This is a genomic window from Pseudomonas sp. Hz4 (genome assembly GCF_054898165.1).
Genome location: NZ_CM142719.1, coordinates 3286902 through 3302100 on the forward strand (window position 1 = coordinate 3286902; position 15199 = coordinate 3302100).

General features: G+C 60.9%; 12 protein-coding genes. 10 read left to right on the plus strand and 2 right to left on the minus strand.

Annotation, left to right across the window (positions count from 1 at the left end; genetic code table 11):
* Nucleotides 1-19 precede the first annotated feature (19 nt).
* The 8 genes from ACYZTR_RS14880 to ACYZTR_RS14915 all read left to right on the plus strand — a co-directional run bounded on the left by ACYZTR_RS14880 (nt 20) and on the right by ACYZTR_RS14915 (nt 8259).
* Nucleotides 20-340 carry a DUF2934 domain-containing protein gene (locus ACYZTR_RS14880; RefSeq protein WP_461972011.1) on the plus strand — a complete coding sequence of 107 codons (321 nt, stop codon included), beginning with the start codon at nt 20-22 and terminating at the stop codon, nt 338-340.
* A gap of 130 nt (nt 341-470) precedes the next feature.
* The gene (gene glgX / locus ACYZTR_RS14885; RefSeq protein WP_461972013.1) at nt 471-2630 is read left to right on the plus strand and encodes a glycogen debranching protein GlgX; all 2160 of its coding nucleotides are present in this window, start codon (nt 471-473) and stop codon (nt 2628-2630) included.
* Between the two features lies 1 nt (nt 2631).
* A complete protein-coding gene (locus ACYZTR_RS14890; protein ID WP_461972015.1) occupies nt 2632-3618 on the plus strand; it encodes an acyl-CoA dehydrogenase in 987 nt (328 codons plus the stop codon).
* The gene (locus ACYZTR_RS14895; RefSeq protein ID WP_461972017.1) at nt 3615-4373 is read left to right on the plus strand and encodes a PIG-L deacetylase family protein; all 759 of its coding nucleotides are present in this window, start codon (nt 3615-3617) and stop codon (nt 4371-4373) included. Before ACYZTR_RS14890 ends, ACYZTR_RS14895 begins: the two co-directional genes overlap by 4 nt.
* Nucleotides 4370-4969, plus strand: coding sequence for an SAM-dependent methyltransferase (locus ACYZTR_RS14900; RefSeq protein WP_461972019.1), 600 nt, complete (start codon nt 4370-4372; stop codon nt 4967-4969). The genes ACYZTR_RS14895 and ACYZTR_RS14900 overlap by 4 nt, the downstream gene beginning before the upstream one ends.
* A 157-nt stretch (nt 4970-5126) precedes the next feature.
* Nucleotides 5127-5885 (plus strand): PIG-L deacetylase family protein, encoded by a 759-nt coding sequence (locus ACYZTR_RS14905; protein ID WP_461963668.1) that lies wholly within the window; start codon nt 5127-5129, stop codon nt 5883-5885.
* A 72-nt stretch (nt 5886-5957) separates the two neighbouring features.
* Entirely contained in the window at nt 5958-6758 is an 801-nt protein-coding gene (locus tag ACYZTR_RS14910) for an endonuclease/exonuclease/phosphatase family protein (RefSeq protein ID WP_461972020.1), read from the plus strand.
* A gap of 427 nt (nt 6759-7185) precedes the next feature.
* Complete coding sequence (locus tag ACYZTR_RS14915) at nt 7186-8259, plus strand: autotransporter domain-containing protein (protein ID WP_461972022.1); 1074 nt, start codon at nt 7186-7188, stop codon at nt 8257-8259.
* A 372-nt stretch (nt 8260-8631) separates the two neighbouring features.
* Here ACYZTR_RS14915 and ACYZTR_RS14920 read toward each other — a convergent pair whose 3' ends face one another.
* Both ACYZTR_RS14920 and ACYZTR_RS14925 read right to left on the minus strand, forming a co-directional pair.
* The gene (locus tag ACYZTR_RS14920; RefSeq protein ID WP_461972024.1) at nt 8632-9933 is read right to left on the minus strand and encodes an ATP-binding protein; all 1302 of its coding nucleotides are present in this window, start codon (nt 9931-9933) and stop codon (nt 8632-8634) included.
* A gap of 4 nt (nt 9934-9937) precedes the next feature.
* A complete protein-coding gene (locus tag ACYZTR_RS14925) occupies nt 9938-10639 on the minus strand; it encodes a response regulator (RefSeq protein ID WP_461972026.1) in 702 nt (233 codons plus the stop codon).
* A gap of 269 nt (nt 10640-10908) precedes the next feature.
* Here ACYZTR_RS14925 and ACYZTR_RS14930 point away from each other — a divergent pair, with 269 nt between their 5' ends.
* Both ACYZTR_RS14930 and ACYZTR_RS14935 read left to right on the plus strand, forming a co-directional pair.
* The gene (locus ACYZTR_RS14930; RefSeq protein WP_461972027.1) at nt 10909-12066 is read left to right on the plus strand and encodes an efflux RND transporter periplasmic adaptor subunit; all 1158 of its coding nucleotides are present in this window, start codon (nt 10909-10911) and stop codon (nt 12064-12066) included.
* A gap of 15 nt (nt 12067-12081) precedes the next feature.
* Nucleotides 12082-15180, plus strand: a complete 3099-nt coding sequence (locus ACYZTR_RS14935; RefSeq protein ID WP_461972029.1) for a multidrug efflux RND transporter permease subunit — start codon at nt 12082-12084, stop codon at nt 15178-15180.
* Nucleotides 15181-15199 lie beyond the last annotated feature (19 nt).

Consider the following 15199-nt stretch of genomic DNA (forward strand, 5'->3'; position numbering starts at 1 on the left):
TCAGTTCAGGAGCATTGCGATGAGCACTAACGATAAACGCATTCGCGAATTTGCCTATCAGATCTGGGAATCGGAAGGACAACCCGAGGGTCAGGAAGCCCGCCACTGGGAGATGGCCAGCAAACTGGCTGAAGCCGAAGCCCTGGCACCGAGCAAATCGCCAAAAGCCGCTGGCAGCAAAACCGCCGGCGCCAAGGCCCCAGCTAACAAATCCACCAATGGCAAGGCTGCCGAGCCAAAAGCCAAAGCCAAGCCCGCCGCGGCATCGAAGGTGATCCCTCCGGGCGAAAAAGCCACCGAGAAAAAGCCTCGATCAGCGCGAAAACCGCCCGCTGTCTGACGCCGCTCACCGTTGACTTGATTGATTTTGTGGCGAGCCTTCTCGCCACCGAGGGCTCGCTCGCCCTCAAAAAAAACCGGAGCCCCGACCTTTTATAATTGAGTAATGTCCCCCCTTTGCAGGAGCACCCATGACCAATCCAAATAAAGCCGCGCCAGAACCTCACGTCGAGGCCTCGCGAATCCGTGAAGGCTTGCCCTTCCCGCTGGGCGCGACCTGGGATGGCCTAGGAGTCAACTTTGCCTTGTTTTCCGCCAACGCCACCAAGGTCGAGTTGTGCATCTTCGATGATGCCGGCGAGGTGGAACTGGAACGCATCGAACTGCCGGAATACACCGACGAGATCTACCACGGCTACCTGCCCGACGCCCATCCCGGGATGATCTACGGCTACCGTGTCTACGGCGCGTACGACCCGGCCAACGGTCATCGCTTCAACCACAACAAACTGCTGATCGACCCTTACGCCAAACAATTGGTTGGCCAGTTGAAATGGTCCGAAGCGTTGTTCGGCTACACCATCGGCCACCCCGACGCCGACCTCAGTTTCGATGAACGCGACAGCGCCCCGTTTGTACCCAAGTGCAAGGTGATCGACCCGGCTCACACCTGGGGCCACGACCATCGGGTCAGCGTGCCGTGGGACAAGACGATCATTTATGAGACTCACGTACGCGGCATCAGCATGCGTCACCCTTCCGTCCCCGAGAATGTGCGTGGCACCTTCGCCGGGTTGATGGTCGATGACGTGCTGGAACACATCCGCAAGCTCGGCGTGTCGACTGTGGAATTGCTGCCGATTCATGCCTTCGTCAACGACCAACATCTGTTGCATAAAGGCATGACCAATTACTGGGGCTACAACAGCATCGCGTTCTTCGCCCCGGACCCGCGCTACCTGGCCAGCGGCAAGATCGCCGAGTTCAAGGAGATGGTCGCGCACCTGCACGAAGCCAATCTTGAAGTGATCCTCGATGTGGTCTACAACCACACCGCCGAGGGCAATGAGCAAGGCCCGACCCTGTCCATGCGCGGCATCGACAACGCCTCCTATTACCGCTTGATGCCCGATGACAAGCGCTTCTACATCAATGATTCCGGCACCGGCAACACCCTGGACCTGAGTCACCCGTGTGTCCTGCAAATGGTCACCGATTCCCTGCGCTACTGGGCCACGGAAATGCACGTGGACGGTTTCCGCTTCGACCTTGCGACCATTCTGGGGCGCTACCACGATGGCTTCGACGAACGTCACAGCTTCCTCGTCGCCTGCCGTCAGGACCCGGTGCTGCGCCAGGTGAAGATGATTGCAGAAGCCTGGGACTGCGGCCCTGGCGGTTATCAGGTCGGTAACTTCCCGCCGGGCTGGGTCGAGTGGAATGACAAATTCCGTGACACCGTGCGTGCGTTCTGGAAAGGCGACGACGGTCAACTGGCGGACTTCGCCAGTCGCATGACCGCTTCCGGCGAGATGTTCAATCAGCGGGGTCGGCGGCCGTATGCCTCGGTCAACTTCATCACCGCCCACGACGGTTTCACCCTTAACGACCTGGTGTCGTACAACGACAAACACAATGAAGCGAACGACGAGGACAATCAGGACGGCAGCAACAACAACCTGTCCTGGAACCACGGCGTCGAAGGCCCGACCGACGATCCCGAGATCAATGAACTGCGTCAGCGGCAGATGCGCAACTTCTTCGCCACGCTGCTGCTGTCCCAAGGCACGCCGATGCTGGTGGCCGGCGACGAATTCGCCCGCACCCAAGAGGGCAACAACAACGCCTATTGCCAGGACAGCGAGATCGGTTGGGTCAATTGGGACCTGAGCGAAGACGGCAAGGCCCTGCTCAAGTTTGTAAAACGCCTGATCAAGTTACGCCTGGCCTACCCGATCCTGCGGCGTGGACGGTTCCTGGTGGGCAATTACAATGAGGACATCGGCGTCAAGGACGTCACCTGGCTCGCGCCGGATGGCAGCGAAATGTCCATAGAGCAATGGGAGGAAGGCCATGGCCGCTGCCTCGGCATGCTGCTCGATGGCCGCGCCCAGGAAACCGGTATCCGCCGCAAGGGCGCCGACGCCACCCTGCTGTTGGTGGTCAACGCGCATCACGACGTCGTCAATTTCCTTCTCCCGGAAGTGCCTGACGGTGGTTTCTGGACCTGCATGATCGACACCAACCAACCGTCGATTCGGGGTCAGGAACGTTTCGAATTCGGTCACGAATATTCGGTCACTGGCCGTTCGCTGCTGCTGTTCGAATTGCAGCGTGAGGAAGAAGAGTGAAATGGACCTTCAGGGATTTCTCCAGCGTCAGCCAGCGGATTACGCCGACACTCAAGCGTTAGGCCGGTGCCTGCGCGCGCTGGTGAAGGCGGGTCTCGATCAGCTTCCGCTGCCCGGCGGTGGCCAGACACTGGAGCGATTTCAGCGTCTGGCCGAGGTCGGCGGTCATGACCTGGGGTTGTGCAAGTTGTACGAGGGGCATACCGACGCCTTGGCGATTGTCCAGCAACTAGGCGGTTCGCCGACGCCTTCCAGCACGTGGGGCATGTGGGCTGCAGAACCACCGCAAGCGCGAGTGGGGGTCAGTCAGGGTCAGAGGGTTGCGTTGAATGGGCGCAAAGCCTGGTGTTCGGGTGCGGCGGTGTTGAGTCACGCCTTGCTCACGGCGTGGGATGAGCACGACCGACAACAACTGGTCGCGGTGGCACTGGACCAACCCGGCGTGACGATCACTGATCAGGGCTGGCAAGCCGTGGGCATGAGCGCCACCGCCAGCGTCGAGGTGCTGTTCGAAGGCGCTGAGGCGCAAGCCATTGGCAACCCCGGCGACTACCTGCAACGGCCAGGCTTCTGGCAAGGCGGGATCGGCATTGCCGCTTGCTGGTATGGCGCTGCGCAAAGCATCGCCGAGCGCCTGCGCCGTCACTGCGCACACGGTGAAGAACCCCATGCTCTCGCTCACCTGGGTGCCGTCGACAGCGCGTTGCATGCCGCCGCCCAAGTGTTGCGTACCAGCGCATGGTCCATCGACACCGCGCCACTGGATGACGCCGAACGTTTGGCCCGCCGCGCCCGCGCGGTGGTTGAACAGTCCGCCGAACAGGTCATCCGGCATGTCGGCCGCGCGCTCGGGGCCGGCCCCTATTGCAAGGACCGACAGTTCGCCCGACTGATCGCCGACCTGCCGGTATTCCTGCGTCAAAGCCACGCCGAACGGGATCTCGCCGCGCTTGGGCAGCAGGTGTTGACGGAGACATGGATGTTATGAAAACCAACCCCATTGTCGGCCAGGGAACGCCTCTGCATTTATGGCAAACCTCACACCATCTGGCGCAGTTGCCAGTGACTGACATCCTGACACTGGTGCCGCAAGGCTCGCGAGCAGTGATCATCGCCCCCCATCCGGACGACGAAGTGCTGGGGTGTGGCGGCTTCCTGCAACTACTCGCCGCGGCTGGCCGGCCGCTGCAACTGATCTCCGTCACCGATGGCAGTGCCAGCCATCCCGGTTCCGAGCGCTGGCCGGTGGAACGCCTGAGCGTGGTCCGCCCGCAGGAGTCGGCCCAAGCCCTGCGTCGTCTCGGCCTGCCGTTGCACAGTCTGAAATGGCTGCGCGGTGGTTTCGCCGACAGTCAGGTGGCGGCACGGGAAGCCGAGTTGTGCGAGTTCATCGAACGTCATCTGCGGCCCAACGATGTGGTCTTCACCACGTGGCGCGAAGACGGCCATTGCGATCACGAGGCTGTGGGGCGTGCCAGTGCCGAGGCGGCAAAACGGGTGGGTGCGACGCTGCATGAGCTGCCCGTCTGGACTTGGCACTGGGCAACCCCCGAAGACAGTTTCGTGCCTTGGCATCGGGCGCGAAAAATTCTCCTTGAACCGCATCTGGTTGCCCGCAAGCGCCATGCGATTCACGCGTTCGCCAGCCAGTTGGAAGGTGATCCGCACATCGGCTTGCCACCGGTGCTGGCGCCGTATGTGCTGGACCGACTGCTGCAACCGTTTGAAGTGGTGTTGCTATGAGCGTCGAGGATCGCTATTTCGACGGTTTGTTCGCCGGCAACGACGATCCCTGGGCTTTCCGTCAGCGCTGGTACGAACAGCGCAAACGCGCCATAACGCTGGCCGCGTTGCCCCGGCCGCACTACCGCGCGATCTTCGAGCCGGGTTGCGCCAATGGGGAGTTGAGCGCTGATCTGGCCACGCGCTGCGATCGCCTGTTGTGTTGCGATACCGCAGCCGCCGCCGTGGCGCTGGCTCGGACGCGCCTGAGCCTGCTCGACCACGCAGAAGTCCGCCAAAGCCGCCTGCCGGGCGATTGGCCAAACGAGCAGTTCGACCTGATCGTGCTCAGCGAAGTCGGCTATTACCTGGACGCCGAAGACCTCAAGCGCCTGATCGAACACGCCAGCCGGTCACTGACCGCCGACGGCCAGCTCCTGGCCTGCCACTGGCGCCCACCGATCGATGGCTGCCCGCTGAATGCCCGGCAGGTCCATGACTTGCTCCACGAACAGTTGCACTTGCCGCGCCTGGTCCTGCATCAGGAGGCCGATTTCCTGTTGGAACTCTGGAGCCGGGAACCGCGCTCCGTGGCCGCTCTGGAGGGATTGCGATGATTGGGATTTTGATCCCGCCAACCGCTGACCGGATAAAAAACGTACCGGATGGAACATCGAGGCGACGAATAGACTGACATGAGCGATACTCTGCTAGCGGCAATCCAGGGTTTGGAGCGCTGCACATTGCTATCCGACGAGAACAAGGACGTAGCCCATGAAATCGGTTTCCATCAACGAAAGCAGCCTGCCAGCACAGATCTGGAACAGCGCCCCGCAACTGGACAACATTCCTGTCATCAGCACTCAGACCCTTGTTCCCGCCGGCGCTCGCGCTGTGGTGATAGCCCCGCATCCCGGCGATGAAGTCGTGACCTGCGGCGGCCTGCTGCAGTTGCTCAGCTCCTTGGGTCATCCCCTGCAATTGATCTCGATTACCGACGGCAGCGCCAGCCATCCGGGCTCGCAACAGTGGTCGGAAAAACGCTTGAGCGTGTTTCGCCCCCAGGAAAGCCTCGAAGCCTTGCGCCGGCTCGGGTTGCCGATGCACAGCCTGAAGTGGATTCGTGGCGGCTTCACCGACAACGCCCTGGCCGAACGGGAGTTTCAATTGACTCAATTCATTGCCCGTTATTTACGCCCCGGGGATGTGGTGTTCAGCACCTGGTGCAAGGATGGAAATGTTGACCATGACGCCGTCGGCCGGGCCAGCGTAAAGGCCGCGGCCATGGTCGGCGCGTCGTTCAACGAAGTACCGGTCTGGGCCTGGCACTGGCCAACTCGCGATCGAGGGCTCATCCCGTGGCATCGTGCGCGCAAGGTGCGCCTGGATACCTGGACTGTCGCGCGTAAAAGCCACGCCACCCACGCCTACGCCAGCCAGCTCGACGGCGAACCGGCCATCGGCCTCGCCCCGCTGCTGCCCCCGGTGCTTCTGGAGCGGATGCGGTTGCCTTATGAAATTGTGTTTGTTTGAACGAAAGACGCTGAACTGCCCGCCCCCGTATCAGTCGCATACATAAGCAGCCCTGATTCAGAGGAGTGAAGCGTGACCAGTGATTCCAAGTGGCAGGCCGTCGAATCATCTCCATTGAACACGCCCCCGGCGATTCATCGACTGAGAGTGCTGACAGTCAACACCCACAAGGGTTTTACCGCACTTAACCGACGTTTCATTCTCCCGGAACTGCGTGAAGCGGTACGCAGTACGTCGGCGGATCTGGTGTTCCTGCAGGAAGTCGTCGGTGAACACGACCGCCATTCCTCTCGCTACAACGAGTGGCCGCAGACCTCACAATACGAGTTTCTGGCCGACAGTATGTGGAGCGACTTCGCCTACGGTCGCAACGCGGTCTACCCCAACGGCCACCACGGCAATGCCCTGTTATCGAAATACCCGATCCGCGAACACCGCAACCTCGACGTCTCAATCACCGGCCCCGAACGTCGCGGCCTGCTGCATTGCGTACTGGACGTACCGGGGCACACCGAAGTCCATGCGATCTGCGTTCACTTGAGTCTGCTGGAAAGCCATCGCCAACTGCAGCTCCAGCTACTTTGCCAACTGCTCGAATCGTTACCCGACGATGCGCCAGTGATTATCGCCGGCGATTTCAATGACTGGCAGTTGCAAGGCAACACGGCCCTCGCCCGACGCGAATACCTGCATGAAGCCTTCGAGCGCCACCACGGCCGTCCCGCGAAGACGTATCCGGCACGCTTCCCGCTGCTGCGTCTGGATAGAATTTATCTGCGCAATGCCAGCAGTCATGAGCCGCGAATACTGGGGCACAAGCCCTGGACGCATTTGTCGGATCATTTGCCGTTGGCGGTGGAAGTGCATCTGTAGTGGTTCAACCACGAGCCGCTACGAATGACCCTTTCCAGCCTCATTATTGACAGTAACCAACAGCGCGAATCAATTAGCGATTTGGCTCATTCCGAGCAGTTTGAAGACCGACTGTCGGCTGACGAACGCCTCTGATTCGCGGGTTTCGCGATGATTTTACGTACAAACAAGAACTTAGATAAACGCAGGAAAACAATCAGTTGCAACGAGTAAATTAGCCATACCGCTCATCGTTCATTTTCTTGACGCAGTGGCAACGGTCTTCTTAGCTACACGTACTACCCCCGGAAATACCATCAGGGGCAAACCCCCAGACACTCGCAAAATCGGGCGGTCAGAGGCTTGCCCACTACATTCGGTCGCCCCTCATTCGGGGTAGGAGAGACGCCAGAGCGAGACACGGCATGCGATTGCAAGGTAAACCTCCATGAGAACTTCATTCACCCAACAAGAGATCAAAGTCACTTTCTGCACTGTCTCGAGTTCACTCCTTCTGTGCTCATCCATGGAAGTACAGGCAGGGCCGGCAGAGGATGAAACCACGCCCTGGTACCGTCAGGATGTTCCGGTCATGACGTTGCCCGCCGTCTCGATCACCGCCCCCTACCCCGGTCATTTCAGCGCCGCCTCCGATACACGAAGTTCACGCCTGACCATCGAAGACGCCGCACCTTTGGCCTGGGACCAACTGTATGGGCAGGCTTCGCGGCAGGCGCAAACCGATTTTCAGGCTCAGGGTTTTTCTAACCCTGGCAGTCGCGAATTCAAAGGCCCGGCGATCCTGACTCTGCAAAGCGGTAGCGGTCATACCCAGCGGGTCGGACTGGTTGGCGGCATGACTCAGTTACAGGGCAACAACAACGGACTGCTGACCCGTCGCGCCCTCGCCGACCCCGACAATGACACCCTCAACCTCGAAGGCCAGAGCCTCGGCGCCTACTGGAGCCTGACCGGGCCCCAAGGCTGGCACGTGGATTTGACGGCCAGCGGCGGACGGGTCAACGGCTATACCCGCAATGACCAGGGTGCTCGGCAAGTGACTGAAGGCAGTGCGGTGACGTTGTCGGTGGAAGGTGGCTTCCCCATTGGGCTGAGCAAAAACTGGGTAGTCGAACCGCAGGCGCAGTTGATCAATCAACGCATCACCCTGGACACCCCGTATGCCGGGTCAGGCAATGCCTCGTCCAGCGAGCTGACGTCCTGGAGCGGCCGGGTCGGTGCACGGTTGAAAGGTAGTTACGACATCAACGGCCTGGGGGTCGAACCCTATGTGCGGACCAACTTGTGGCACACGGTGTACACCGGCAATACCGTGAACCTCGATCAGGTCGAGAAGATCAGCAGCAGCCGCTATTCATCGACCGTCGAAGTGGGTTTGGGCTTGGTGGCCAGAGTGACACCTGCCGTGAGTCTTTACGTCAGCGCCGACTACAGCAGTGCGGTGGATGAAAATGATTTGAACGGGTTGATCGGCAGTTTGGGTGTGCGGATGCGCTGGTGAAGATCCGGCTTGAAGAATGTTTTGTCAGGGCTGATGCCATCGCGAGCTTGCTCGCGATTGGCCCCACCACCCATCTAACTACCCCTCACCGCCACACATGCCGCATTTGAGCTTTTTGCAAAGACCGCCTGAAAGAAATGAATAACTGTTCACACGTGTGGTGTTCACCTCTCAGCGGGCGCAACTGCGGACCATCGATGCGCGATTGGGCCTGAATCTTAATTGTTGAGAAGTCGACTGAGCGCGTAGTCATATCGATCGTTCCCACGCTCCAGCGTGGGAATGCATCAAGTGACGCTCTGCGTCACAGGGACGCGAAGCGTCCCGGGCGGCATTACCACACAGAGCGTGGGAACAATCCACCCGTAGGCGTCAGGCAGGGGTCGGCAACCACAGACGAAACCGTGCGCCGCCCAGCGGCGATGCTTCAACGGCCAGCGTACCGCCCTGAGCCTCCAGCGCCCGCCGACTGATCGCCAACCCCAGGCCAAACCCGCCAGTCGCCCGATCCCGACTGCGGTCCAGCCGATAGAACGGTTCGAAAATCCGCTCCCGCTCCTCATCCGGAATACCGATCCCATCGTCTTCGACCCAGATCTCACATCCCTTGGAGCACACCCGCACACCAATCTGAATGCGTTTTTCGCAGTAGCGCATCCCATTGCGCAGCAGGTTCTGGAGTGCGCGGGCAGTCAGACGTGGGTCGAGGCTGAAGCGTTCAAGCTGGCCGTGGAGCAGCACGTCGATGACGATGTCTGGCGACTCCAATTCTTCATCGACACTCCCCAGAATGCTGTCGATGAATTCATCCAGCGACACCTCGACCCGCTCTGGCAGCCGCGCCGGGTTTTGCAGACGGCTGTAGGACAACAGTTCCAGCACCAGTTCGTCGAGTTCGCGAATGTGCGCGACCAGACCTTGCAGACGCTCGCGACTGGCGGCGGGCAAATCGTCGGACAGCGCCAGCGCCAGGCCAAAATCCAGTCGTGTCAGGGGCGTGCGCAGTTCGTGAGAGACGGCATTGAGCAGGTCGCGTTGCTGGTTGAGCAGGTTTTCGATGTCGCCGGCCATGGTGTCGAAAACATTGGCCAGGCTGCCAATGTTGGAGCTTTGGGAAATCTGTGTGCGCTCGCTCAAATGGCCCTTGCCGAAACGCTCAGCCGTCCCTTTGAGGCGTTCCAGATCACGCCAGTGCGGGCGCAGCCACAGCAACAGGCAGGCGAGCATGGTCGCGCCGATCAGAACGTTGATGCTCCAGTACAACAGACTGACGTCCATCGGGTCCGGCGGCACGATCATCTCCACCACCGTCTGCCCGTTGAGCGGCGACACCGCCAGGGTGCGCCAGCCCCAGTCACCAATGCGTACGACATTCTCGCCACGCTGCAAACGTTGCCGTTCATCGAGCGTGAAGTCGGCATCATCATTGCGCGCCAGCACGATACGCAGCGGCTTGAATTCCTGATCCATTTCGGCGGCCAATGCCGGCCATTGCTCAGGAGCGGCGGCGTGAAACTGTTTGACGATGAGGGTTTGCAGCCCGCGGGAATAGTCGAGGTTATAGGTGACGAAGCGCTCATGGAAGAGCTTGATCACCACGTCAGGCACCAGGTAAATCGCCGCACTGTACGAAACGATCGTCACCAGGTACAGGCGAAACAGGATTCTAAACATCGCCTCAGCATTCCCACTCGGAACGACTGAACAGGTAACCCTTGCCCCACACAGTCTTGATCTTGCGCGCCTCGCCGGCGTGGTCGTCAAACTTGCGCCGCAGCTTGGAAATCGCGACGTCCACCGAGCGGTCGGTGCCATTGAATTCGATGCCGCGCAGACGTTGCAAAATCTGGTCGCGGCTCAGCACTTCGCCGGCATGCCGAGCGAGTACCACCAGCAGGTTGTACTCGCCGCAGGACAGCTCGACCAATTGCTCGCGCCAGGTCACGGTACGCTCGGAGAGGTCGATGCACAGATTGCCCATCAGAATGCGGTCGTTGGCCGTCTGTGGTTCAGTCAGGCTACTGCGCCGAAGCAAGGTCCGCACCCGGGCCAGCAACACGCGCGGTTCGCAGGGTTTGGTGACGTAGTCGTCAGCGCCCATTTCCAGGCCCAGCACCTGATCGTGGCTGTCGTCGCGGGCGGTGAGCATCAGGATCGGCAGCGTTGCCGAATCGGCGCGCAGCAAGCGGCAGACTTGCAGGCCATCGAGCCCCGGCAGCATCAGATCGAGGATCACCAAGTCCGGCGGATTGACTCGCGCACGCTCGCGCACAGGGTCGCCACGGCTGATCACGCTGACCGAATAGCCGTTGCGTTCCAGATAGCTGGCGATCAGTTCGGAGAGCGCGGTGTCGTCTTCGACCAGGAGGATATTGGGCATGGGGGGTGTTCCAGAAAGTGCAGTGGCGTTTGATAGACCGCTTTCGCGAGCAGGCTCGCTCCCACAGGGGACCGCATTTCAACTGTGGGAGCGAGCCTGCTCGCGAAAGCAATCTATCAGTCGCAATAGAAATCAAGGCGTGAAGGATATACGCCCTCACGCACCCGCAAGTAAAACCCTTACACAATTTCACACAGCGCCTACAAAGCTTCACCGCTACCCTCGCCGCCTCCCCGTAGGATGCCGGGGGTCATTATTGGGGTTTTTACATGTCAAAGAATCTGCTTGCCAGGCTCAGCCTGATTGCACTGGCGCTGACGCTGAGCGCTTGTGACAAGTCCTCCATTGCTGAAGAACAGGCGCCTCTGGCCACGGTTCGCATAGAAACCCTCTCAGCCCGGCCCCTGTCGATCACCAGCGAACTGAGCGGGCGGATTGCTGCGCCACGGATTGCCGAAGTCCGCGCCCGGGTTGCCGGCGTGGTGTTACAACGAGCCTTCCGTGAAGGCAGCGATGTGAAAAAAGGCGATGTGCTGTTCCGTATCGACCCGGCACCATTCCAGGCAGACCTGGACAGCGCTGAAGCGGCGCTGCGCAAGGCTCAAGCCAATGCCTTCCAGGCGAAACTACAAGAGCAGCGTTACGCACAGTTGATCGAAGGCAACGCCATCAGCGGCCAGGATTATGACAACGCCCGGGCCAGTGCCCGGCAAACCGCGGCCGACGTCGCCGCGAACAAAGCCGCCGTTGAGCGGGCGAAACTAAACCTCGGTTACGCCACCGTCACGGCGCCGATTTCCGGACGCATCGGCCGCGCACTGGTGACCGAAGGCGCACTGGTCGGGCAGAACGAAACCACACCACTGGCGCTGATTCAGCAGCTGAACCCGATTCATGCCGACCTTACCCAATCGACCCGCGAACTCAACGACCTGCGCCGGGCGTTCCGTTCCGGCCAGTTGCAGCAGGTCGGTCAGGACCAGGCCAAAGCCACGCTGATCCAGGACGATGGCAGCCTCTATCCGTTGCCCGGCAAGTTGCTGTTCACCGACATCACCGTCGACCCGGGCACCGGCCAGATCATTCTGCGCAGCGAATTCCCCAACCCGGACCTCGACTTGCTGCCGGGCAGCTTCGTTCGCGTGCGTCTGGAGCAAGCGGTCAATCAGCACGGCATCAGCGTGCCGCAACGGGCCATCCAGCGTGACAGCGCCGGTATCGCCCACGTGTTGTTGCTCGACGCCGAACAGCGGGTCGGCCAGCAGTCGGTCGAACTGGGCGCCGTGCAGAACGATCGCTGGATCGTCACCGGCGGCCTCAAGCCCGGTGATCGCATCGTCACTGAAGGCCTGCAGCACGCCCGTCCCGGCGAACAGGTGCAGATCGACGACACCCCTCTTCCACTTGCCCAGGCTTCTGGTCAGTAAGCAGGACGCTTATTTATGCCGCAGTTCTTTATCGACCGCCCGGTGTTTGCCTGGGTGGTTGCCCTGTTCATCCTGTTGGCCGGCGCCCTGGCCATTCCACAGTTGCCGGTGGCGCAATACCCCAACGTTGCGCCGCCGAAAGTCGAAATCTACGCCGTGTATCCCGGTGCCTCGGCGCAGACCGTGGACGAAAGCGTGGTCAGCCTGATCGAGGAAGAACTCAACGGCGCTGACCACCTGCTGTATTTCGAATCCCAGAGTAGCCTCGGCAGCGCCACCATCACCGCGACGTTTCAGCCGGGCACGGACCCGGAAATGGCGCAGGTCGATGTACAAAACCGCCTGAAAGTGGTCGAGTCGCGCCTGCCTCAAGCGGTGACGCAGCAGGGTTTGCAGGTGGAGAAAGTCTCCGCCGGTTTCCTGCTGCTGATCACCCTCACGTCCAGCGACGGCAAGCTCGACGACGTGGCGCTCAGCGATTACCTGGCGCGCAACGTGATGAATGAGATCAAGCGTCTGGACGGCGTCGGCAAGGCGCAGTTGTACGGTGCCGAACGGGCAATGCGAATCTGGATCGACCCGCAGAAGCTGATCGGTTTCAACCTGACCCCGGCCGACGTCAACGCCGCCATCGTCGCCCAGAACGCACAAGTCTCGGCGGGTAGCATCGGCGACCTACCGACCCGCACCACCCAGGAAATCACCGCGACCATTCTGGTCAAAGGTCAGCTGTCGACCCCTGAAGAGTTCGCTGACATCGTGTTGAAAGCCAATCCCGACGGTTCTACCGTGCGCATCGGCGATGTAGCGCGAGTCGAGATCGGCAGTCAGCAATATCAGTTCTCCACCCGCCTGAACGGCAAACCGTCGACCGCCGTCAGCGTGCAGTTGGCGCCGGGCGCCAATGCCTTGAGCACCGCGACGCTGGTGCGGGCAAAGATGGACGAACTGGCGCGCTACTTCCCGGCAGGCGTCGAGTACAAGATCCCGTACGACACCTCGCCCTTCGTCAAAGTCTCGATCACCAAGGTGGTTTACACCCTCGGCGAGGCGATGTTGCTGGTGTTTGCGGTGATGTTTTTGTTCCTGCAAAACATCCGCTACACGCTGATTCCTACGCTGGTGGTGCCGGTGGCGCTGATGGGCACCTTTGCGACCATGCTGGCGCTGGGGTTCTCGATCAACGTGCTGACCATGTTCGGCATGGTGCTGGCGATCGGCATCCTGGTGGATGACGCGATTGTGGTGGTGGAGAACGTCGAGCGGATCATGGCCACCGAAGGCCTGTCGCCCAAGGAAGCGACGCGCAAGGCGATGAAGCAGATCACCGGAGCGATCATCGGCATCACGCTGGTGCTGGTCGCGGTGTTCATTCCGATGGCGTTCATGCAGGGTTCGGTCGGGGTAATTTACCGGCAGTTCTCGCTGTCGATGGCCACCTCGATTCTGTTCTCGGCGTTCCTCGCCCTGACCTTGACCCCGGCGTTGTGCGCGACGCTGCTCAAGCCGATTGCCCAGGGCGAGCATCACGAGAAACGTGGGTTCTTTGGCTGGTTCAACCGGCGTTTCGAGCAACTGACCGCGCGTTATCAGGGCTGGGTCGCCTATGCGTTGAAACGCACGGGCCGTTACCTGTTGATCTACGGCGTGCTGCTGATCGGATTGGGCGTGTGTTTCAGTCGCCTGCCCTCCTCGTTTCTGCCGGTGGAGGATCAGGGCTACACCATCACCGACATCCAATTGCCACCGGGTGCGAGCAAGAACCGCACGGTGCAGGTGGTCGAGCAGATCGAAGCCCACAACGCCACTGAACCCGGCGTTGGCGACAGCACGTTGATTCTCGGCTTCAGTTTTTCCGGTAGCGGGCAGAACGCGGCGTTGGCGTTTACCACGCTCAAAGACTGGTCTGATCGGGGCAGCGAGGACTCGGCGAGTTCGATTGCCGACCGCGCCAACATCGCGTTGAGCCAGATCAAGGACGCCGTGGCCTTTGCGGTTCTGCCGCCACCGGTGGATGGCCTCGGCACGTCCAGCGGTTTCGAATTCCGCTTGCAGGACCGTGGCGGCCTCGGGCATGCCACGTTGATGCAGGCGCGCAGCGAGTTGCTGGCAGCCGCCGAGAAAAGCCCAATCCTGATGAACGTGCGCGAAAGCGCCCTGGCCGAAGCGCCGCAGGTGCAGCTGGAGGTCGACCGCAAACAGGCCAACGCGCTGGGCGTGTCCTTTGCCGACATCGGTAACGTGCTGTCCACGGCCGTCGGTTCGGCCTATATCAACGACTTCCCCAATCAGGGGCGGATGCAGCGGGTGGTGGTTCAGGCTGAAGGCGATCAGCGCAGTCAGGTCGCCGATCTGCTGAAGATTCACGTGCGCAACAACGCCGGGAAAATGGTGCCGCTGTCGGCCTTCGTCCAGGCCAAATGGACCCAGGGCCCGGCGCAATTGACTCGCTACAACGGCTACCCGGCGATCAGCATTTCCGGCGAACCGTCACCCGGTCACAGCACTGGCGAAGCCATGGCCGAAATCGAACGGCTGGTGGCGCAAGGCCCGGCGGGATTGGGCCAGGAATGGACCGGGCTGTCATTGCAGGAACGCTTGTCCGGCAGCCAGGCACCGATTCTGCTCGGGTTGTCGCTGTTGATCGTGTTCTTGTGCCTGGCGGCGCTCTATGAGAGCTGGTCGATTCCGACCTCGGTGCTGCTGGTGGTGCCGCTCGGCGTACTCGGCGCGGTACTGGCCGTGACCTTGCGCGGAATGCCCAACGACGTGTTCTTCAAAGTCGGGCTGATCACCATCATCGGTCTGTCGGCGAAGAACGCGATCCTGATCATCGAGTTCGCCAAAAGCCTGTACGACGAAGGCCACGACTTGATCGAAGCCACGCTGCAAGCCGCGCGCCTGCGGTTACGGCCGATTGTCATGACGTCGCTGGCGTTCATCCTCGGCGTGGTGCCACTGGCGATTGCCGCCGGGGCCAGTTCGGCGAGCCAGCAAGCGATCGGTACCGGGGTGATAGGCGGGATGATTACCGCCACGTTGGCGGTGGTGTTTGTGCCGGTGTTTTTTGTGGTGGTGATGAAGTTAGTCCACAAGCGGCATAAAGACCTCTAATCCACACCACCGGCCTAAT

What these genes read in the sequence shown, in the direction of transcription:
- ACYZTR_RS14880 (WP_461972011.1), top strand. Translation starts at nt 20, where the DNA reads ATGAGCACTAACGATAAACGCATTCGCGAATTTGCCTATCAGATCTGG.
- glgX (WP_461972013.1), top strand. Translation starts at nt 471, where the DNA reads ATGACCAATCCAAATAAAGCCGCGCCAGAACCTCACGTCGAGGCCTCG.
- ACYZTR_RS14890 (WP_461972015.1), top strand. Translation starts at nt 2,632, where the DNA reads ATGGACCTTCAGGGATTTCTCCAGCGTCAGCCAGCGGATTACGCCGAC.
- ACYZTR_RS14895 (WP_461972017.1), top strand. Translation starts at nt 3,615, where the DNA reads ATGAAAACCAACCCCATTGTCGGCCAGGGAACGCCTCTGCATTTATGG.
- ACYZTR_RS14900 (WP_461972019.1), top strand. Translation starts at nt 4,370, where the DNA reads ATGAGCGTCGAGGATCGCTATTTCGACGGTTTGTTCGCCGGCAACGAC.
- ACYZTR_RS14905 (WP_461963668.1), top strand. Translation starts at nt 5,127, where the DNA reads ATGAAATCGGTTTCCATCAACGAAAGCAGCCTGCCAGCACAGATCTGG.
- ACYZTR_RS14915 (WP_461972022.1), top strand. Translation starts at nt 7,186, where the DNA reads ATGAGAACTTCATTCACCCAACAAGAGATCAAAGTCACTTTCTGCACT.
- ACYZTR_RS14920 (WP_461972024.1), bottom strand. Translation starts at nt 9,933, where the DNA reads ATGTTTAGAATCCTGTTTCGCCTGTACCTGGTGACGATCGTTTCGTAC.
- ACYZTR_RS14925 (WP_461972026.1), bottom strand. Translation starts at nt 10,639, where the DNA reads ATGCCCAATATCCTCCTGGTCGAAGACGACACCGCGCTCTCCGAACTG.
- ACYZTR_RS14930 (WP_461972027.1), top strand. Translation starts at nt 10,909, where the DNA reads ATGTCAAAGAATCTGCTTGCCAGGCTCAGCCTGATTGCACTGGCGCTG.
- ACYZTR_RS14935 (WP_461972029.1), top strand. Translation starts at nt 12,082, where the DNA reads ATGCCGCAGTTCTTTATCGACCGCCCGGTGTTTGCCTGGGTGGTTGCC.